Consider the following 18,303-nt stretch of genomic DNA (forward strand, 5'->3'; position numbering starts at 1 on the left):
CCCCGTCACACCGGCAGTACCCGCTGCGGCCCGTCCCCTCACCGAGGGGGCGGGCCGCAGTCCTGCCCGGCCCCGTCGGGGGTGCGGGGAACCGCGCGGCCGGCCCGCCGGGCCCGCAGGCCGGCGTCACGCCCCCGGCGAGCCCCTCAGCCGAACGACGCCCGCTCCGGCCAGGAGTCCACCAGCTCCCGCTCCCCCAGCACCTGCAGACGGCCGTCCTCCACCGGCAGCCGCCGGCAGAAGGCCGGCAGCACCTCCGTCAGCGGCCCCCGCAGGGCCACCGTCGCCTTCTCGTGACCGCGCGCCGGTCGAACCCCTCGTCGTCGAACTCGATGACCCACTCGGCCTCCGGGCCCGTCCCGGCGCCGGCGTCCGTGACGTGGAGGTGGATGCTGCGTCCCGCGCCCCGCAGCTCCCGCAGCGGATCGTCGGGATCCGTCCGCGGTCCGAACCGGACGATCTCCAGCCACTCGTCGACCGCATCGGCCGCCAGGTCCCGCGCGACCTCGAACGGCGCCCCGGCCTTCCGGTGGTGCCTGTCGCGTCCGCCCGGTGGATCACCGTCTCGTGCGCCATCCGCCGCGCCCGGAACCCGGCCGTGCGCTCCTACGCCCAGGACCGGGCCGGGGCGTCGGCCCCGGCGGCCCGGAAGGCCCCTGCGGCCGGCTCGGCGCCCTCCGCGAGCCAGGCGTCGAGTGCGGCCGGGTCGCTGTCCGCGGGCCCCTGAGAGCCCGCCACGTCCCCGGGTGACACCTCCTCGGTCGCACCCGTGCGCACGATGTGCCCGGCTCAGCGGTGCGACTCGCCCACGTGCACGGCGAGCTGCCGCAGCGTCCAGTCCGGACATGTCGGCACGGTCGCACCCAGGTCGGCCCCGGTCAGGTGGGCCCGCAGCAGCGCGGTCGGCCCGACGACCTCGTCGCAGTGACGGTCGTGCCCCAGTGACGTCATGGCCGCACCCTAGAAGGCGGCGCTCCTGCCGAGTACGACGATTTCGGCTGCGTCGAAGGCCACCCCGACCTCTTCCCCGGCCTCCGGCGCGTCCCGCAGCGCGCACGCCGCCTCCAGCCGCGGCGCGCCCCCGGGCTGCAGCTGTACGGCGACATGGGTGCCCCGGAAGGTCCGTGCGGCCACGGTGCAGGGCAGCCCGTCGGCGACCGGTACGAGCCGCACACCCGCGGGCCTGACGAGCAGCGTGACCTCGCCCTGCTGCGAGCCGGAGGGCACCGGCACCTTGCCCCAGGGGGTGTCCGCGGTCTCGCCGGAGACGGTCGCCCCGGCCACGTTCTCGAAGCCCAGGAACCGGGCCACGAACTCGTCGGCCGGACGCTGCCAGACCTCCAGCGGCGTACCCGACTGGGCGATCCGCCCGTCCCGCATCACGACGACCCGGTCGGCGAGCGCGAAGGCCTCGCCCTGGTCGTGGGTGACGGCGAGCACGGTGGTGCCCAGCTCGCCGAAGAGTCCGCGCAGTTCGACCACCAGCCGTTCCCGCAGCGAGCGGTCCAGCTGGCCCAGCGGCTCGTCGAGCATGAGCAGCCGGGGCCGGGGAGCCAGGGCACGGGCGAGGGCGACGCGCTGCTGCTCGCCGCCGGAGAGGGAGGCGACGGCCCGCCGGTGGGAGTCCGGCAGCCCCACGAGCGTCAGCAACTCCCGTACGCGCGCGGCCTGCCGCTGCTTGGGCTCACCGTGCATGCGCAGCCCGAAGGCCACGTTGCCGGCGACGTCCCGCTGCGGGAACAGCTGGTGGTCCTGGAACATCAGGCCGACGCCCCGCTTGTGCGCGGGCACGCCGTCGAGGTCGCGGCCGTCCAGGAACACCCGCCCGCCGTCCAGCCGCTGGAGCCCGGCGACGGTCCTGAGCAGGGTCGATTTGCCGCTGCCGCTGGGCCCGAGGACGCACACGATCTCGTGCTCGGCGACATCGAGTCCGACGTCGTCGAGCACGGCCCGTCCGCCGAACCGTACGGTCGCCCTCTCCAGTTCCAGCATGGTCAGAACTCTCCCGCCCGGTCGGAACGAAGGTCGGTGCGAAGGCGCTCCAGGATCAGCAGCGCCACCGCGCACACCGCCATCAGGATGGTCGAAAGGGCCATGGCCTGGCCGTAGTTGAGCTCGCCGGCCCGCCCGAGCAGTCGCGCCACGGCGACCGGCAGCGTCGGGTTGTCGGGCCGTGCGATGAACACCGTCGCGCCGAACTCGCCCAGCGACACGGCGAAGGCGAACCCGGCGGCGATCAGCAGCGCCCGCCGCACCATCGGCAGGTCGACCTCGCGCCACACCCGCCAGGGCGAGGCCCCGAGCACCGCCGCCGCCTCGCGCAGGCGGCCGTCCACCGCCCGCAGCACCGGCAGCATGGTCCGTACGACGAAGGGGACGCCCACCAGCGCCTGCGCGAGCGGCACGAGGATCCAGCTGCTGCGCAGATCCAGCGGCGGTTCGTCGAGCGCGATGAGGAAGCCGAAGCCGACGGTCACGGCGGAGACGCCGAGCGGCAGCATGAGCAGCGCGTCGAAGCCCCGTACGAGCCGTCCGGCGTCCCGGCGGGTGAGGGCGGCGGCCGCGAGACCGCCGATCACCAGGGCGACGGCGGTGGCGGCGAGGGCGTACCGCAGCGAGTTGCCGACGGCGTCGATCGGCGGCACCAGGAAGAGGCCGCCCTCGTCGCTGGTCAGCGCCTTGTAGTAGCCGAAGCCGGGCGCGTCGAGGGAGCGTTCGACCAGGACGGCCAGCGGCAGGACCAGCAGGACGGCGATCGTGGCGAGGACGGCGGCGAGCAGCGCCCGCTGCCCCGCCCCGCGCGGTCGCCGTGCGGTCGTGGCGGCGTCGACCAGGCGCAGCGCGGTCTCCCGGCGCCGTACGGTCCACGCGTGGACGGCGAGGATCGCGCCCACGGCCACGAACTGGATGATCGTCAGTACGGCGGCCGTCGAGAGGTCGAAGATCTCCGAGGTCTGCCGGTAGATCTCCACCTCGAGGGTCGAGAAGGTGGGGCCGCCGAGGATCTGCACGACGCCGAAGGAGGTGAAGGTGAACAGGAAGACCATGAGCGCGGCGGCGGCCACGGCGGGGCCGAGCGCCGGCAGCGTCACCCTGCGCCAGGCCGCGAACCGTGAGGCGCCGAGCATCCGCGCGGCCTCCTCCTGACGTGGGTCGAGCTGCGACCAGAGCCCGCCGACCGTGCGGACGACGACCGCGTAGTTGAAGAAGACGTGGGCGAGCAGGATGGCCCACACGGTGGTGTCCAGGCGTACGCCCCACAGCTCGTCGAGCAGCCCGCCGCGCCCGAGCAGCGCCAGGAAGGCGGTGCCCACGACGACCGTCGGCAGCACGAACGGCACGGTGACGACGGCCCGCAGCACCTGCTTGCCCCTGAAATCGAAGCGCGCGAAGACGTACGCGCCGGGGAGCGCGATCAGCAGGGTGAGCGCGGTCGAGGCGAGCGCCTGCCAGGTCGTGAACCACAGGACGTGCCGGATGTCGGGCTGCGCGAGGACGTCCAGGATGCGCCCGAAGCGCCAGGTCCCGTCGGTCTTGAGCCCGCGGGCGGTGATGGCCGCGACCGGATAGGCGAAGAAGACCCCGAAGAACGCGACGGGCAGGGCCATGAGGCCCAGGCGCGCCGCGTTCCCCGTACGCCGGCGGGTGCGCGGCTTCGCCCCGGCGCGCGGCTCTACTTCAGTACGAGCGAGGTCCATGCCTTGACCCACTCGTCACGGTTGTCGGCGATCTTCGCGGGGTCCAGGGTCTCGGGGTCCTCGGCGGCGGGGCCGAACTTCACGAACTCCTGCGGCACCTGGGCGGCCTTCCGGACCGGGTACACGAACATGTTGAGCGGCATGTCGTCCTGGAACTTCTTGCTGATCAGGAAGTCGACGAGCGCCTTGCCGCCCTTCGGGTTCCTCGCGTTGCCCAGCAGGCCCGCGTACTCGACCTGGCGGAAGCAGGTGCCGTCCGCGACACCGGTCGGCGCGGTCTTCGGCTTCGGGTCGGCGTAGATGACCTCGGCGGGCGGCGACGAGGCGTACGAGACGACGAGCGGCCGGTCGCCCTTGGCCTTCCTGCCGCCGGCGGACCCGGAGAACTCCTCGTTGTAGGCCTGCTCCCAGCCGTCGACGACCTTGACGCCGTTGGCCTTGAGCTTCTTCCAGTAGTCCTGCCAGCCCGTGTCCCCGTACGCGGCGGCGGTGCCGAGCAGGAAGCCGAGGCCGGGCGAGGAGGTGGAGGCGTTCTCGGTGACGAGGAGGTTCTTGTACGCGGGCTCGGCCAGATCGGCGAAGGACGCCGGCGGCGCCAGCTTGCGCTCGCTGAACCAGGCCTTGTCGTAGTTGACGCAGACGTCACCGGAGTCGACGGGCGTGACCCGGTGCTTGTCCTGGTCGGCCCGGTACTCGGGCAGGATCAGGTCCGAGCCCTTGGCCTCGTACGGCTGGAACAGCCCGTTGTCGAGGGCGCGGGACAGCAGGGTGTTGTCGACGCCGAAGAAGACGTCGCCCTGCGGGTTGTCCTTGGTGAGGATCGCCTTGTTGACGGCCTGCCCGGCGTCGCCGTCCTTGAGGACCCTGACCTGGTAGCCGGACTCCTCCTCGAACGCCTTGAGCACGTCCTTGCTGTAGGCGAAGGAGTCGTGGCTGACGAGGGTGACGGTCCTGGACCCGGATCCCCCGTCGCCCGAGTCCCCGGAGTCGGACGACCCGCACGCGCCGAGCGCGGCGAGGCCGAGCCCGGTGGTCGCGACGACGGCGGTGAGCCGGTGGATGGTGCTCACGGTACGCACTGGTTCTGATTCCTCCTGGGTTGACCAGGAAGAGACGCGGCCCTGCCCGGGATCTCGGTCGGATCCCGGGCAGGGCGCAACAGCTTGAGTAGTGACCGAACTTCCTACCCAGAATGACCTGGGCGAGGTTCAGAGGGTCTGCGGGCTCTCCCGCACTCTCAGCGCTGTGGCGCTCCCCTGTCGGAATATGAAGATGTCTGTACGAACGCTGCCAGACTACCGCTCGGTGGCCGCGAGCTGCCCGCACGCCCCGTCGATCTCCTGACCGCGGGTGTCCCGGACGGTGACGGGCACGCCGTGGGCGGCGATCGCCTCGACGAACGCCTTCTCGTCCTCGGGCCGCGAGGCGGTCCACTTGGAGCCGGGTGTCGGGTTCAGCGGGATCAGGTTCACGTGCACCGGCTTGCCCTTGAGCATCCGCCCGAGCCGGTCACCGCGCCACGCCTGGTCGTTGATGTCCCGGATGAGCGCGTACTCGATGGAGAGCCGGCGCCCCGACCTGGCCGCGTACTCCCAGCCGGCGTCCAGCACTTCCCGTACCTTCCACCGCGTGTTGACCGGTACGAGGGTGTCGCGCAGCTCGTCGTCCGGCGCGTGCAGGGAGATGGCGAGACGGCACTTGAAGCCCTCGTCGGCGAACCGGTTGATGGCGGGGACGAGGCCGACGGTCGACACGGTGATGCCGCGCTGCGAGAGCCCGAGCCCGTCCGGCTCCGGGTCGGTGAGGGCGCGGATGGACTGGACGACCCGCTTGTAGTTGGCGAGGGGCTCGCCCATGCCCATGAAGACGATGTTGCTCAGCCGCGCCGGGCCGCCGGGGATCTCCCCGTCGCGCAGCGCGCGCATGCCGTCGACGATCTGGTGCACGATCTCGCCGGTCGACAGGTTCCGGTCGAGGCCGGCCTGCCCGGTCGCGCAGAACGGGCAGTTCATCCCGCAGCCGGCCTGTGAGCTGATGCACATGGTGACCCGGTCCGGGTAGCGCATCAGCACGGACTCGACGAGGGTGCCGTCGAAGAGCCGCCAGAGGGTCTTGCGGGTGGTGTCCGCGTCGGTGGACAGGTGCCGCACGACCGTCATCAGCTCGGGCAGCAGCGCCTCCTGCAGCTTGGCGCGCGATCCGGCGGGGATGTCGGTCCACTGCTCCGGGTCGTGCGCGAACCGCCCGAAGTAGTGCTGAGAGAGCTGCTTGGCACGGAACGGCTTCTCACCGACCGCGGCGACAGCCTCTTTACGCTCGGCGGGCGTGAGATCGGCAAGGTGCCGCGGCGGCTTCTTGGCTCCGCGGGGGGCGACGAATGTGAGTTCTCCGGGTGCAGGCATAACACGTCCAGTGTCGCAGATCGAATCATGTGACCCGGGCCGTCGGCCGTCGGGCCGGATCGGCCGCCGTGGTCGCTTCTTGGCTCCCGTCGGGTGGTCCGCTGTCATGGGAGGCACTTCAGGACCTAGAATCGAACTTGTGCACGAAAAAGTGTCTCGCCTGGATCGTCCGCACCACGTCCGCGAACGGCTGGGCCGGCAGCCGCGCCGTACCGACGACACCATCGCCGGGCCGGAAAGACAGGAGGTCGCCGCCGCCCGTGCGGCCCGCACGCCGCCGTCGCCCGCCTTCGGGCACCGGCTCGCGATGCGCAGGGCGGGCCGTCCGCCCGTCCCCCGCCCCGGCCTCGGTGTGCTGTGAACGGCGGCGCGGCGGAGGACGAGGGGGCGGGCGCGGCGGCGCCCGTCGTCGTGCACCGGCCGACGGGCGGACACGGGCGCCGGGTGTCGATCCGCGCCCAGGCCGCGGGGCTCGCCCACAGCGACGCCGACGTGATCGAGTTCCTGCGCCGCGCCGGGCTCCCGGACGCGGAGGAACTGCTGGACGACCCCCGGTGGGTGCGGTGGCAGGGCGGCCGGCCGCACGACTACGGCACGGACTGACGGCCCCTCGGCTCACGGCCCACGGCCCGCGTCCTTCGGACGTCCTGTACGCCGAGGACCCCCGGCCCTGTCGGCCGGGGGTCCTCATGTCCGCGCGACGCGTCCGCCCGCCGGTCAGCCCGAGCCGACGAAGAGCACCAGCAGCAGCCACACGACGGGGGCGGTGGGCAGCAAGGAGTCCAGTCGGTCCATGATGCCGCCGTGGCCCGGGAGCAAGGTGCCCATGTCCTTGATGCCCAGGTCACGCTTGATCATCGACTCGCCCAGGTCGCCCAGCGTGGCGCTGGCCGCGACCGCGAGGCCGAGGAGCAGGCCCTGCCACCAGGTGCCGTCGTCGATCAGGAACTCCATGCACAGCGCGCCCGCCACCATCGCGAAGCCGACCGCGCCCAGCAGCCCCTCGCGGGTCTTGCCGGGGCTGATGCGCGGGGCGAGCTTGTGCTTGCCGAAGCGCCACCCGACGGCGTACGCCCCCGTGTCGCTGACCACGGCCAGCAGCAGGAACGTGAGGACCCGCCACGCGCCGTCGTCCGCGGTGAGCATCATCGCCACGAACGTGGCCAGGAACGGGATGTAGAAAGCCGCGAAGACCCCCGCGGTGACGTCCTTGAGATAGCCCTCGGGCGGTTCCGTCATCCGCCAGACCAGGACCGCGAGCGCGGTGAGCGCCATCGCCACCCAGGCGCCCTCGGGCCCCCGCACGTAACCGGCGACGACCATCGCCGCACCGCCGAGCGCCAGCGGCACCAGCGGGGCCTTGATGTTCTTGCGTTCGGCGAGCCTCGACGTCAGCTCCCAGAGGCCGACGACGACGGCGACCGCTATGACGCCGACGAAGGCGGCCTTGACGACGAACAACGACGCGACGATCACGACGCCGAGTCCGACACCGACGCCTATGGCAGCACCCAGATCGCGGCCCGCGCTCTTCTTCGGAGACACGGGTGCGGAATGTGCGGCGCTGGTCATGGGCTCCGGATTCTGCGACGGGGCCTGGAAGGGCGGCGTCGACGGCGTCTCGTCGCGGAACAGGGGGCCGCCCGTCCGGGCAGCCCCCCGGTCGTCATCCTGGTCTCCGCCGCCATGCGCGGGTACGTCGGGCACGATGGGCATGGGGCGAGTCTGCTGCGCGTTGTACGCATCGTACGCGGGACCCGCCGGGGCAGCCCCCTGGACAGGCCCCTGGTCGGACGGCCCCCAGTACCCGGCTTGTGGCGGCGCCCCCCAGGAAGAGTCGTTCATCAGACCTCGAGCAGCTCCGCTTCCTTGTGCTTGAGCAGCTCGTCCACCTGGGCGACGTACTTCGTGGTGGTGTCGTCGAGCTCCTTCTCCGCGCGGCGGCCCTCGTCCTCGCCGACCTCGCCGTCCTTGACCATCTTGTCGATGCCGTCCTTGGCCTTGCGGCGGACGGAACGGATCGAGATCTTGGAGTCCTCGGCCTTGGTCCGGGCGACCTTGATGTAGTCCTTGCGGCGCTCCTCGGTGAGCTCGGGGAACACCACCCGGATGATGTTGCCGTCGTTACTCGGGTTGACGCCGAGATCGGAGTCGCGGATCGCCTGCTCGATGTTGCGCATCGCGCTCTTGTCGAACGGGGTCACCACGGCCATGCGCGGCTCGGGCACCGAGAACGAGGCGAGCTGGTTGATCGGTGTCAGTGCGCCGTAGTAGTCCGCCACGATCTTGTTGAACATCGCCGGGTGCGCACGGCCGGTGCGGATCGCGGCGAAGTCCTCCTTGGCGACCACGACGGCCTTCTCCATCTTCTCCTCGGCCTCGAGGAGGGTCTCTTCGATCACCACTTGCTCCTGCGTGTCTTGAGTAGGCCCGGCTGCGGTTCCTCGGAGGGTAGGCGGCCGGCTGCGTCGCGTCTTGTTCCTGCACGGTTCCCGACCGGCAGGACATTGTCCATCCCCCGGTCAGGCCCGGCCGCCCTGGTCGCCCACGAGCGTGCCGATCTTCTCACCCTTGACCGCCCGGGCGATATTGCCCTCGGCGAGAAGCTCGAAGACGAGGATGGGGAGCTTGTTGTCGCGGCACAGCGTGATCGCGGTCATGTCCGCGACCTTGAGGTCGCGGGTGATGACCTCGCCGTAGCTGAGCGCGTCGAACTTGACCGCTCCGGGGTTGGTCTTCGGGTCGGAGTCGTAGACCCCGTCCACGCCGTTCTTGCCCATCAGCAGCGCTTCGGCGTCGATCTCCAGGGCGCGCTGGGCGGCGGTGGTGTCCGTGGAGAAGTACGGCATGCCCATCCCGGCGCCGAAGATGACCACACGGCCCTTCTCCAGGTGCCGCACGGCCCGCAGCGGGATGTACGGCTCGGCGACCTGTCCCATGGTGATGGCGGTCTGCACGCGCGAGTCGATGCCCTCCTTCTCCAGGAAGTCCTGGAGGGCGAGGCAGTTCATGACCGTTCCGAGCATGCCCATGTAGTCCGAGCGGGCCCGGTCCATGCCGCGCTGCTGGAGTTCGGCGCCGCGGAAGAAGTTGCCGCCGCCGATGACGACGGCGATCTGGGCGCCGCCGCGGACCACCGCGGCGATCTCCCGCGCCATCTTGTGCACCACGTCGGGGTCGACGCCGAGTGCCCCGCCACCGGCGAAGGCCTCACCGGAGAGCTTCAGCAGGAAGCGGCCGGCGCCCTTGCCGGTGTCGCCCTTTTCGTCCTTGTCGGCCTGGGTGGTGGTCATGGCAATCTCGCCTCTTCTACGTGTCGCACATACGGGTCGCACATACGAAGGAGGCCACTGCCGGTGGGGTGTTGTTCGCATCCCATGCGCGGCGGTGGCCTCCTCGTCAGATCTGCTGTCGTCCGCGCGTCCGCGGGCGGCGGGGTACGCGACCCACCCGGACGACTGCTGTCGACCCTAGCGGGATCGCACGTCGATCGCGGTACGGACTCAGATGCCGACCTTGATGCGCGAGAAGCGCTTCAGGGTGACACCGGCCTCGTCCAGGACCTTCTGGACGGACTTCTTGTTGTCGAGCGCGTACGGCTGGCCGAGGAGGGTGGCCTCCTTGAAGAAGCCGTTGACGCGACCCTCGACGATCTTCGGGAGCGCGGCCTCGGGCTTGCCCTCGGCGCGGGTGGTCTCCTCGGCGACGCGGCGCTCGGACTCGACGACCTCGGCCGGAACGTCCTCACGGGAGAGGTACTTCGGCGCGAAGGCGGCGATGTGCTGCGCGATGCCCTTGGCGAGACCGGCGTCGGCCTTGTCCAGCTCGACCAGGACACCGATCTGCGGGGGCAGGTCGGGCATGGTGCGGTGCATGTACGCGGTCACGTAGGTGCCGGAGAACTGGGCGAAGCGGTCGAGGACGATCTTCTCGCCCAGCGTCGCGTTGGCCTCGTCGACGAACGCCTGGACCGTCTTGCCGGACTCGATCTCCGAGGCGAGGAGCGCCTGGATGTCGGCCGGGGAGGTCGCGGCGGCGTGCTGGGCGATCTGGTTGGCGACGGCCTGGAACTTCTCGCCCTTGGCGACGAAGTCCGTCTCGCACTTCAGCTCGACCAGGACACCGGAGGTGTTGTCGTCGGCGATGATGGAGACCACGGCGCCGTTCTCGGCGGAGCGGCCCTCGCGCTTGGCGACGCCCTTCTGGCCCTTGATGCGCAGCGCCTCGACGGCCTTGTCGACGTTGCCGTCGGCCTCGTCCAGCGCCTTCTTGCAGTCCATCATGCCGGCGCCCGTGAGCTCACGGAGCTTCTTGACGTCGGCGGCGGTGTAGTTCGCCATGATCTGTGAATCTCTTCTCGGAGTTCGAAGTCTCTGCAGTCGGCGTCCGCCGCTGATCGGGCGGGCGTCCACCGAAGATCTACGGGCTGGGGGTGAACGGCGGGCGGCGCACTCGGCGCCGCCCGCCCTCACTCAACCGTGACGCTGGGTCGTCAGGCCTGCTCGGCGTCGGCCGGCTTCTCGGCCTCGGCCTCGGCGGGCGCCTCGGCGGCAGCCGGAGCCTCGGCCTCGGCGGCGGGCGCCTCGGTCTCGGCGGCCGGAGCCTCGGTCGCGGGGGCCTCGGCGTCTGCGTCGGCGGCCGGAGCGTCGGCGGCGGGCGCCTCGGCAGCGGTCTCGTCGGCCTTCTTCTCGCCGCCCTCGAGCAGGTCGCGCTCCCACGCGGCGAGCGGCTCGCCCGCGGCCTTGTCACCCTCGGCGGCCTTGCCGGCACCGGAACGGGAGATGAGGCCCTCGGCGACGGCGTCGGCGATCACGCGGGTGAGCAGGGTGACGGAGCGGATCGCGTCGTCGTTGCCCGGGATCTTGTAGTCGACCTCGTCGGGGTCGCAGTTGGTGTCCAGGATGGCGACGACCGGGATGTTGAGCTTCCGGGCCTCACCGACCGCGATGTGCTCCTTCTTGGTGTCCACGATCCAGACGGCGCTGGGCACCTTGGACATCTCGCGGATACCGCCGAGGGTCTTCTCCAGCTTGGCCTTCTCGCGGGAGAGGACGAGCAGCTCCTTCTTGGTGAGGCCGGACGCGGCCACATCCTCGAAGTCGATCTGCTCGAGCTCCTTGAGGCGCTGCAGACGCTTGTAGACGGTCGAGAAGTTGGTGAGCATGCCGCCCAGCCAGCGCTGGTTCACGTAGGGCATGCCGACGCGGGTCGCCTGCTCGGCGATGGCCTCCTGCGCCTGCTTCTTCGTGCCGACGAACATGACCGTGCCGCCGTGGGCGACGGTCTCCTTGACGAACTCGTAGGCGCGGTCGATGTACGACAGCGACTGGAGCAGGTCGATGATGTAGATGCCGTTGCGCTCCGTGAAGATGAAGCGCTTCATCTTCGGGTTCCAACGACGGGTCTGGTGACCGAAGTGGACGCCGCTTTCCAGCAGCTCCCGCATCGTGACGACGGCCATGGCCGTACTCCTTGGTGTGCTCGGTTGTACCGCGCCCGCCGGACGGCGGTCGCGCCTGACGCCCGCGTTGCGCCTTGCCACAAGGGACCGAGGGGCGCTGACACCGGCTGTTTGACGACCTGATGTCGGGGCGTGCGAAGTCGACCCGGTGACCCGGATCGCCACAAGAAGTGTACGGGACCCGCGAGGCGCCGGATGACGCCGTTGTCCACAACCGACGGGTACTCCACAGATCCTGACCATGATCCACTTTTTCGGGGCGGTCGGGGGACCGTTCTCGCATGCGAGCAGACCATTTCCTTCGTACGCCGCCGGCGCCGCCGCGTGCCCTGACGGCGGCCGCCGTGCCGGTACTCGGCCTCCTGCTGATGCTGGGCCCGGTCCTCGGCGGGCCCGCGGCCACCGCCCGGGACGGCGGTCCCGGCGGTGCGTCCGGTGGCGGCCGTGCGTCCGGTGGCGGCCGTGCGTCCGGTGGCGGCGTGGGCCCGCCCGTTCCGGCGGTCGGCCGCGCCTGGCCGGTGAGGTCGCGCCCGCCGGTGGCACGTGGCTGGGAGCCGCCGGCGACCGCCTACGGGCGGGGCCACCGGGGACTCGACCTCACCGCGGCTCCCGGCACGCCGGTCCGGGCCGTCGCCCCCGGCCGCGTCTCCTTCGCGGGCCGGGTCGCGGGCCGCGGGGCCGTCTCGGTCGAGCTGACCGGCACGGGAACACCACCCCTGCGCACCACGTACGTACCGGTGCGGGCGACCCTGAGAAAGGGCGCCGAGGTGGCCGCGGGCGAGGTGGTGGGCATCCTGGAACCGTCGGACCCCCACTGCCCGGCGTCATGCCTGCACTGGGGCCTGCGCCGCGGCGACACCTACCTGGACCCGCTCGCCCTGCTGCCCCCGTGGCTGCTGACCAGGGGCCCCTCACGCCTGCTGCCGGTCACGGGAGTACCGGAACAGGAACTCGACCCGGCACCGGCACCCGAATCCGAATCGGAACCGGCGACTGCCCGTCCCGCCCGTCCCGCCCACGGGACACCCGGACTCTTCGCATGGTTCTGACGGACGGGTCCGGGAGGCGGTCCCCGGAGGAGCATCAGAGGAACCCCGGAGGAGACGGCCCGCGCGTCTACGAACGGGGACAGGCCCCGAAGCACCGGCGATCCGGCGCCCCGGACCCGGACCCGGACCCGGACCCGGACAAGCCAACCGCCTCGGCGGCTCAGCCCCGTACGCCGCGCAGAGCCATCGCGACCGCGGCCTCGGTGATGACCTCGGGTTCCTCGGCCGCGCCCAGTTCGATCCTGCGGACCGCCGCGTCCGCCATCCCCTGGAGGAGCATCGCGGCCATCCGCGGCTGCTCGTGCCCCATGTCCCGCAACGCCTCCACGATCATCGCGACGAGTCCCCCGTGCGCGGCGCGGATCTTCTCGCGCGCGCCCGCGTCGAGCTCGCTCGCGGAGATCGCCACCACGGCCCGGTGCCTCCGGTCCCCGACGAGGGTGAGCTGACTGCGGACGTACGCCTCGACCTTCCCCTCGGGCGTCCCGGCCAGCGACATCGCCGTCTCGACCTCGGCGGCCCAGAGCGGGAAGTCGACCTCGCAGAGCTCTTCGACGACAGCCGCCCTGGAGCGGAAGTACTCGTACACGGAGGACCGCGCGAGGCCGGTCCGCTCGGCGAGCGCCGGGAACGTCAGCGCGTCCGTCCCGCCCTCGGACAGCAGTGACCGTGCCGCGTCCAGCAGGGCGGCTCGCTGCATCGACCGGTGCTCGGCCACGGAGGCCGCTCGAATCCTTGGCACGCTCCCACTTTACGGACGCCTCGCCCAGGACGGGAGTCTCTGGCCCGGAAGGACCTGTCCGCCGCCCCGGAGCACAACGATCCCGCGCCGGCGGAGAAGCGCTTCCACCAGGCCGAAGGAGTGACTGCGCCGGGCCGGAGGAGCGACTGCGCCGACCCGGTGCGGCGGTCCCGCCGGGTCAGCGCCCGAAACTCGCCAGCTTCGCCCGGAGCTGGAGGACCGACTTGGTGTGGATCTGGCTGACGCGGCTCTCCGTCACCCCGAGCACATTGCCGATCTCGGCGAGCGTGAGCCCCTCGTAGTAGTAGAGGGTGACCACCGTCTTCTCCCGCTCGGGCAGTGTGTTGATGGCCCGGGCCAGGAAACGCCGCAGCTCACGGTCCTCGGCGACCTCCACGGGGTTGTCGGCCGCGGTGTCCTCGAGGGTGTCCATCAGGCTCAGCCGGTTGCCGCCCTCACCGCCGACGTGCAGCAGTTCCTCCAGGGCCACGACGTTGGCCAGCGACAACTGGCCGAACACCGCGTGCAGCTCCTCGACCGCGATCCCCATCTCGTCGGCCACCTCGATCTCGGACGGCGTACGCCGAAGCCGCGCCTCCAGTGTCGCGTAGGCCCGCTCGACGTTACGGGCCTTCTGCCGCACGGACCGGGGGATCCAGTCCAGCGCGCGCAGCTCGTCGATCATCGCGCCCCGGATCCGGGTGATCGCGTACGTCTCGAACTTGATCTCCCGCCCGATGTCGAACTTCTCGATGGCGTCGATCAGCCCGAACACACCCGACGACACGAAGTCGGCCTGCTCCACGTTGGGCGGCAGCCCCACACTCACCCGGCCCGCCACGTACTTCACCAACGGCGAGTAGTGCAGGATCAGCTGCTCGCGCAGCCGGCCGTCACCCGTGGTCTTGTACGACCTCCACAGCTCGTCGAGCGTCGAGGGAGCGGGCGGCCGCCCGCCGCCTCGGGCAGCGGGGGGAACTGCCGCCCGGTCAGACCCGGAGGTGTGCTGGGGCATGCGTCGCCTTGTGCCGTTCTGCAGTGAACTGGTGGTAACTGCGTGAGCTGTCGGTCTGATGTCGAGTTGCCTGTCTGAGTCGGAATCCATGCGAGCGTAGCGTGACTGGAGAGTCGCAGTGTGCGAACAGGGGCGGACTCACCGTGCGCAGATACGTTCCGCTCGGCGTTCCGCGGGGTCGTGGCCGTCGCCGTGCGTGACCGCCGCCGAGCGTCAACTACGGGAAACTCCAAGGGCTTCGGGGAGTCCCCCGGACGGCCGAACACTCTCGGTCAGCGGTGCCCTCCTTTCGTGTCGACGGACATCACGGCCTGGCGTGTCAACTTCCATCCGTCGCCGTGTCGTTCCACGAAGCCAAGTGAGCGGAGTTCGTACAGTCTCGCGACCGTGTCGTCCTCGCCCGTCCCGGCGTCCCTGGCGATCTCCCGCGGCGCCGCCGCCTCCTGGGCCGGCAGCGCGGCCAGCACCCGCGCGGCCGCCGGGTCCAGCAGGTCGCGGGGCAGGACCGGCCCGCGCCTGGCCGGCGCCAGCTCGCCCATGTCGCCGACCAGCTCGGCCACTTCCGCGGCGTCGGTGACCAGTACCGCGTCCCCGCGCAGCAGTTCGTGCACGCCCGCCGAGAGGCCGCTGGTGGCCGGGCCCGGTACCCCCATCGTGAATCTGCCCAACCGCTGCGCGGCCCGGGCGGTCACCAACGCGCCACTGCGGTGGGCCGCCTCCACGACCACCGTGCCGCGCGTCAGCGCCGCGATGACCCGGTTGCGCAGGATGAACCTGCTCGGTGTCGGATGGTCGCCCGGTGGCAACTCACCGACCACCAGTCCCTGTTCGGCGATCCTGTCGATCAACCGGGTATGACCCGGCGGATAGGGCCGGTCGACGCCGCAGGCGAGCACGGCGACGGTGGCGCCGCCCGCTGCGAGCGCGCCGCGGTGCGTGGCCCCGTCCACTCCGTAGGCACCTCCCGAGACCACGACCCAGCCCCGCTCCGCGAGCCCGGCGCCCAGCGTGGAGGCCATGTGGGCGCCGTACTCGGTGCAGGCCCGGGCGCCCACGACCGCGACGGAGCGCAGGGCCCACATCCGCAGGCTGGGCAGCCCGCGCACCCACAACCCGACGGGCCTGGCGTCCTCCAGGTCGTCCAGTTGCGCGGGCCACTCGGTGTCGCCGGGGCACACGAACCGCGTGCCGGAGTCCCGCGCCACCGCCAGGTCCCGCCGTGGGTCGGCCCGGTCGGCCCGGGCCCGCAGACCCGCCCATCGGGTGTCCGTCACGCCGGGCAGCCGCTCTCCGTCCCCGGCGAGGCGCCGGACCACCTCCGCCGCGCCGCTCTCGCGGAGCCATCGCCCGCAGATCTCGTCCCCCGGTTCGACGACGCGGGCCAGAAAAGCCCGGTGGAGCCGCTCCTCGTCCCCGCTCACGCCGCTCACGAGGACGCCCCGATCGCCATCGGCACTCCCCGCGGGACCCCGGTGCGCAACTGCAGCGCGAGGGTCACGTCCGCCGCCCCGGGGCGGTCCCGGCCGGCGAGGTCCGCGACGGTCCAGGCGACCCGCAGGACGCGGTCGAGCCCCCGGGCGGTGAGCACACCGCGCTCCAGGCTGCGCTCCGCGTCGTCCATGGCGCCCGGGGACGCGTACCACCGGCTGCGCAGCTCGCGGCCGGGCACCTCGCTGTTCGTGCGCCAGGGAGTGTCCGCCAGGCGGGCGGCGGCCCGTTCCCTGGCCGCCCGGACCCGGTCGGCGACCGTCTCGGTGGACTCGCCCCGCGCACCCCGCTCCGTCAGCTGGGAACGGGTGACGCGGTCCACCTCGACCCGCAGGTCGACGCGGTCGAGCAGGGGCCCGGAGAGCCGGGCCTGATAGCGGCGGATCGCGGAGGGCGAGCACTCGCACAGCGTGTCCCGCTGCGAGAAGCGGCCGCAGGGGCAGGGGTTGGCCGCGAGCACCATCAGGAACCGTGCCGGGAAGCGCACGACCCCGGCGCTGCGCGCGATCACCACGTGTCCCGACTCCAGGGGCTGGCGCAGCGCGTCGAGGGCGTGGCTGCTGAACTCGGGGGTCTCGTCGAGGAACAGCACGCCCCGGTGGGCGAGCGACACCGCGCCCGGGCGTGCCACTCCCTGGCCGCCCCCGACCAGGGACTGCATGGTCGCCGAGTGGTGCGGGGCGCAGTAGGGGGCGACGTCGACCAGGGGTTTGCCGGGCGGGAGAAGACCGGCGACCGAGTGCACGGCCGTGACCTCCAGGGACTCCTGGCGGGCGAGCGGTGGCAGGACGGCGGGCAGCCGCTCGGCGAGCATCGTCTTGCCTGCGCCCGGCGGGCCCTCCAGGAACAGGTGGTGTCCGCCGGCCGCGGCGACCTCGACCGCGGTCCGTGCCGAGAGCTGGCCGACGACGTCGGAGAGGTCGTGTCCGTGGTCGTACTGCGCGGCTCCCGTGCCGTGCATACCGGTGGCCGCGCCGGTGCCCGGCAGGCGCAGGCCGGCCAGCGGATCGGTCCGGCCCTGCTCGTCCGGGTCCTCATCGGGCACGGGTTCGTCCGTGAGGACGGCGATGAGCTGCCGCAGGCTGCGGACGCCGAGCACGGACACGCCTGGCACCAGTGACGCCTCGGCGGCGGCGCACTCGGGCACCACCACCTGCTCGTACCCGGCGTCGGCCGCGGCCAGCACGGCCGGCAGCACGCCCCGGACGGGCCGGACCCGTCCGTCCAGGCCCAGTTCACCGATCATCACGATGTCGCAGAGCACGCGCGGGTCGATGCGCTCGGAGGCGCCCAGCGCGGCGCAGGCGATGGCCAGGTCGAAGCCGCTGCCGCCCTTCGGTACCGAGGCCGGGCTGAGGCCCACCGTGAGCTTTTTCTGCGGCCACTCGGCGCCCGAGTTGACGACGGCCGCCCTGACCCGGTCCTTGCTCTCCGTCAGGCTCTTGTCGGGCAGCCCCACCAGGGTGAAGGCCGCGACCCCGGGCTCGAGGTCCGCCTGGACCTCGACGACGACGCCGTCCACTCCCACGAGGGCCACCGAGCACGTACGCGCGAAGCCCATCAGGCCGCCCCTCGCACGTGCTCCACGACGGGGGCGCCGCGGTCGGGCAGCACCACCCCCACGACGTCGATGCGCACGCCGCCGGGTGGAGCCCCTCCGTGTTCCTGCAGCCAGCGCTCCGCGAGGCCGCGCAGCCGCCGGGCCTTGACGGGGGTCACGGCGGACATCGGATGCTCGAAGGACCCCGCGCGACGGGTCTTGACCTCGCAGACGACCAGGGCGTCGCCGTCCTGGGCCACGATGTCGATCTCGCCGGTCCTGCCCGCGCGCCAGTTCCGCTGCAGGATCCTCATGCCGGCGTCGGTCAGCCGCCGTGCGGCCAGGTCCTCGCCGTACCTGCCGAGTGCGCTGCGGGCCTTGGACACCCTGGTCGCGGTAGATGTCCTGGACGCCTTGGACGCCGTGGCTGCCTTGTCGGGTGTGTTCATGTCGGCACCACCTCCGGCGCCAACAGTGAGCCCGTTCCGACCAGCTATTGGATCTTGGTGGACGGCCACCCGTTTGTGGACAACTCAGTCACCCGCACGAGCGGCCGCCGTCACACCTCTGCCGTACCGCTAGCTGCTCGGCAGTTCGAGATCGCTCTTGTTCAGCTCCTCGATGTTCACGTCCTTGAACGTGAGAACACGCACCTGCTTCACGAACCGAGCAGGCCGGTACATGTCCCACACCCAGGCGTCCGCCATGGACACCTCGAAAAACACCTCGCCCTGGACCGAGTGCACCTGCATCTCGTAGTCATTGGTGAGGTAGAAGCGCCGTTCGGTCTCGATCACGTATTTGAACAGACCGACGACATCGCGGTACTCCCGGTAGAGCTTCAGCTCCATCTCGGTCTCGTACTTCTCGAGGTCCTCGGCGCTCATGGCATGTTCCCCTTCAGCCGT

18 protein-coding genes, 1 pseudogene and 1 riboswitch are annotated in these 18,303 nt (G+C 71.7%); of the genes and pseudogenes, 3 read left to right on the forward strand and 16 right to left on the reverse strand.

The window, feature by feature from the left end; all coding sequences use genetic code 11:
• Positions 1–146: 146 nt before the first annotated feature.
• From QFZ75_RS11440 to rlmN, 5 genes and pseudogenes are all read right to left on the reverse strand, one after another.
• Positions 147–951: pseudogene (locus tag QFZ75_RS11440) on the reverse strand (maleylpyruvate isomerase family mycothiol-dependent enzyme).
• 9 nt (positions 952–960) lie between these two features.
• On the reverse strand, positions 961–1,992 hold the full coding sequence (locus QFZ75_RS11445) for an ABC transporter ATP-binding protein (RefSeq protein ID WP_307536175.1): 1,032 nt from the start codon (positions 1,990–1,992) through the stop codon (positions 961–963).
• A gap of 2 nt (positions 1,993–1,994) precedes the next feature.
• Positions 1,995–3,698, reverse strand: a complete 1,704-nt coding sequence (locus tag QFZ75_RS11450) for an iron ABC transporter permease (RefSeq protein WP_307536177.1) — start codon at positions 3,696–3,698, stop codon at positions 1,995–1,997.
• The gene (locus QFZ75_RS11455) at positions 3,674–4,759 is read right to left on the reverse strand and encodes a thiamine ABC transporter substrate binding subunit (protein WP_373466037.1); all 1,086 of its coding nucleotides are present in this window, start codon (positions 4,757–4,759) and stop codon (positions 3,674–3,676) included. The genes QFZ75_RS11450 and QFZ75_RS11455 overlap by 25 nt, the downstream gene beginning before the upstream one ends.
• 101 nt (positions 4,760–4,860) lie before the next feature.
• Positions 4,861–4,966: riboswitch (TPP riboswitch) on the reverse strand.
• Between the two features lie 27 nt (positions 4,967–4,993).
• Positions 4,994–6,100, reverse strand: coding sequence for a 23S rRNA (adenine(2503)-C(2))-methyltransferase RlmN (gene rlmN / locus QFZ75_RS11460; RefSeq protein WP_307536179.1), 1,107 nt, complete (start codon positions 6,098–6,100; stop codon positions 4,994–4,996).
• A 151-nt stretch (positions 6,101–6,251) separates the two neighbouring features.
• On the opposite strand from rlmN, the gene QFZ75_RS11465 reads away from it, so the two are divergent.
• On the forward strand, positions 6,252–6,461 hold the full coding sequence (locus QFZ75_RS11465; protein ID WP_307536181.1) for a hypothetical protein: 210 nt from the start codon (positions 6,252–6,254) through the stop codon (positions 6,459–6,461).
• Complete coding sequence (locus QFZ75_RS11470; RefSeq protein WP_307536183.1) at positions 6,458–6,703, forward strand: hypothetical protein; 246 nt, start codon at positions 6,458–6,460, stop codon at positions 6,701–6,703. The genes QFZ75_RS11465 and QFZ75_RS11470 overlap by 4 nt, the downstream gene beginning before the upstream one ends.
• 114 nt (positions 6,704–6,817) lie before the next feature.
• Here the strand turns inward: QFZ75_RS11470 and QFZ75_RS11475 are convergent, their stop codons facing one another.
• The 5 genes from QFZ75_RS11475 to rpsB all read right to left on the reverse strand — a co-directional run bounded on the left by QFZ75_RS11475 (position 6,818) and on the right by rpsB (position 11,561).
• A complete protein-coding gene (locus QFZ75_RS11475) occupies positions 6,818–7,945 on the reverse strand; it encodes a phosphatidate cytidylyltransferase (RefSeq protein WP_307536184.1) in 1,128 nt (375 codons plus the stop codon).
• Positions 7,945–8,502, reverse strand: a complete 558-nt coding sequence (gene frr, locus QFZ75_RS11480; RefSeq protein WP_307536186.1) for a ribosome recycling factor — start codon at positions 8,500–8,502, stop codon at positions 7,945–7,947. The genes QFZ75_RS11475 and frr overlap by 1 nt, the downstream gene beginning before the upstream one ends.
• A 120-nt stretch (positions 8,503–8,622) precedes the next feature.
• Positions 8,623–9,393, reverse strand: a complete 771-nt coding sequence (gene pyrH / locus QFZ75_RS11485; RefSeq protein ID WP_307536187.1) for a UMP kinase — start codon at positions 9,391–9,393, stop codon at positions 8,623–8,625.
• Positions 9,394–9,603: 210 nt separating this feature from the next.
• Positions 9,604–10,440 (reverse strand): translation elongation factor Ts, encoded by an 837-nt coding sequence (gene tsf / locus QFZ75_RS11490; protein ID WP_307536190.1) that lies wholly within the window; start codon positions 10,438–10,440, stop codon positions 9,604–9,606.
• A gap of 152 nt (positions 10,441–10,592) precedes the next feature.
• Entirely contained in the window at positions 10,593–11,561 is a 969-nt protein-coding gene (rpsB, locus tag QFZ75_RS11495; RefSeq protein WP_307536192.1) for a 30S ribosomal protein S2, read from the reverse strand.
• Between the two features lie 368 nt (positions 11,562–11,929).
• On the opposite strand from rpsB, the gene QFZ75_RS11500 reads away from it, so the two are divergent.
• Positions 11,930–12,610 (forward strand): peptidoglycan DD-metalloendopeptidase family protein, encoded by a 681-nt coding sequence (locus tag QFZ75_RS11500; protein WP_373466038.1) that lies wholly within the window; start codon positions 11,930–11,932, stop codon positions 12,608–12,610.
• A 160-nt stretch (positions 12,611–12,770) separates the two neighbouring features.
• Here the strand turns inward: QFZ75_RS11500 and QFZ75_RS11505 are convergent, their stop codons facing one another.
• From QFZ75_RS11505 to QFZ75_RS11530, 6 genes are all read right to left on the reverse strand, one after another.
• The gene (locus QFZ75_RS11505) at positions 12,771–13,328 is read right to left on the reverse strand and encodes a TetR/AcrR family transcriptional regulator (RefSeq protein WP_307544381.1); all 558 of its coding nucleotides are present in this window, start codon (positions 13,326–13,328) and stop codon (positions 12,771–12,773) included.
• 202 nt (positions 13,329–13,530) lie between these two features.
• Positions 13,531–14,367, reverse strand: coding sequence for an RNA polymerase sigma factor WhiG (gene whiG, locus QFZ75_RS11510; protein WP_307536194.1), 837 nt, complete (start codon positions 14,365–14,367; stop codon positions 13,531–13,533).
• 272 nt (positions 14,368–14,639) lie between these two features.
• The gene (gene dprA, locus QFZ75_RS11515; protein ID WP_307536197.1) at positions 14,640–15,797 is read right to left on the reverse strand and encodes a DNA-processing protein DprA; all 1,158 of its coding nucleotides are present in this window, start codon (positions 15,795–15,797) and stop codon (positions 14,640–14,642) included.
• Positions 15,794–17,416: a YifB family Mg chelatase-like AAA ATPase gene (locus QFZ75_RS11520; protein WP_307536198.1), complete on the reverse strand. Its 1,623-nt coding sequence runs from the start codon at positions 17,414–17,416 to the stop codon at positions 15,794–15,796. Before QFZ75_RS11520 ends, dprA begins: the two co-directional genes overlap by 4 nt.
• Positions 17,416–17,844: a YraN family protein gene (locus QFZ75_RS11525; RefSeq protein ID WP_373465845.1), complete on the reverse strand. Its 429-nt coding sequence runs from the start codon at positions 17,842–17,844 to the stop codon at positions 17,416–17,418. The genes QFZ75_RS11520 and QFZ75_RS11525 overlap by 1 nt, the downstream gene beginning before the upstream one ends.
• Positions 17,845–17,973: 129 nt before the next feature.
• Positions 17,974–18,282 carry a DUF2469 domain-containing protein gene (locus tag QFZ75_RS11530; RefSeq protein WP_055510545.1) on the reverse strand — a complete coding sequence of 103 codons (309 nt, stop codon included), beginning with the start codon at positions 18,280–18,282 and terminating at the stop codon, positions 17,974–17,976.
• Positions 18,283–18,303 lie beyond the last annotated feature (21 nt).

Source organism: Streptomyces sp. V3I8 (assembly GCF_030817535.1).
In the GTDB taxonomy this organism is placed as follows: domain Bacteria; phylum Actinomycetota; class Actinomycetes; order Streptomycetales; family Streptomycetaceae; genus Streptomyces.

Bases quoted from the DNA above. Each gene is read 5' to 3' on its own strand.
- QFZ75_RS11445 (WP_307536175.1), bottom strand. From the start codon at position 1,992: ATGCTGGAACTGGAGAGGGCGACCGTACGGTTCGGCGGACGGGCCGTG.
- QFZ75_RS11450 (WP_307536177.1), bottom strand. From the start codon at position 3,698: ATGGACCTCGCTCGTACTGAAGTAGAGCCGCGCGCCGGGGCGAAGCCG.
- rlmN (WP_307536179.1), bottom strand. From the start codon at position 6,100: ATGCCTGCACCCGGAGAACTCACATTCGTCGCCCCCCGCGGAGCCAAG.
- QFZ75_RS11475 (WP_307536184.1), bottom strand. From the start codon at position 7,945: ATGAACGACTCTTCCTGGGGGGCGCCGCCACAAGCCGGGTACTGGGGG.
- pyrH (WP_307536187.1), bottom strand. From the start codon at position 9,393: ATGACCACCACCCAGGCCGACAAGGACGAAAAGGGCGACACCGGCAAG.
- tsf (WP_307536190.1), bottom strand. From the start codon at position 10,440: ATGGCGAACTACACCGCCGCCGACGTCAAGAAGCTCCGTGAGCTCACG.
- rpsB (WP_307536192.1), bottom strand. From the start codon at position 11,561: ATGGCCGTCGTCACGATGCGGGAGCTGCTGGAAAGCGGCGTCCACTTC.
- QFZ75_RS11500 (WP_373466038.1), top strand. From the start codon at position 11,930: ATGCTGGGCCCGGTCCTCGGCGGGCCCGCGGCCACCGCCCGGGACGGC.
- whiG (WP_307536194.1), bottom strand. From the start codon at position 14,367: ATGCCCCAGCACACCTCCGGGTCTGACCGGGCGGCAGTTCCCCCCGCT.
- QFZ75_RS11520 (WP_307536198.1), bottom strand. From the start codon at position 17,416: ATGGGCTTCGCGCGTACGTGCTCGGTGGCCCTCGTGGGAGTGGACGGC.
- QFZ75_RS11525 (WP_373465845.1), bottom strand. From the start codon at position 17,844: ATGAACACACCCGACAAGGCAGCCACGGCGTCCAAGGCGTCCAGGACA.
- QFZ75_RS11530 (WP_055510545.1), bottom strand. From the start codon at position 18,282: ATGAGCGCCGAGGACCTCGAGAAGTACGAGACCGAGATGGAGCTGAAG.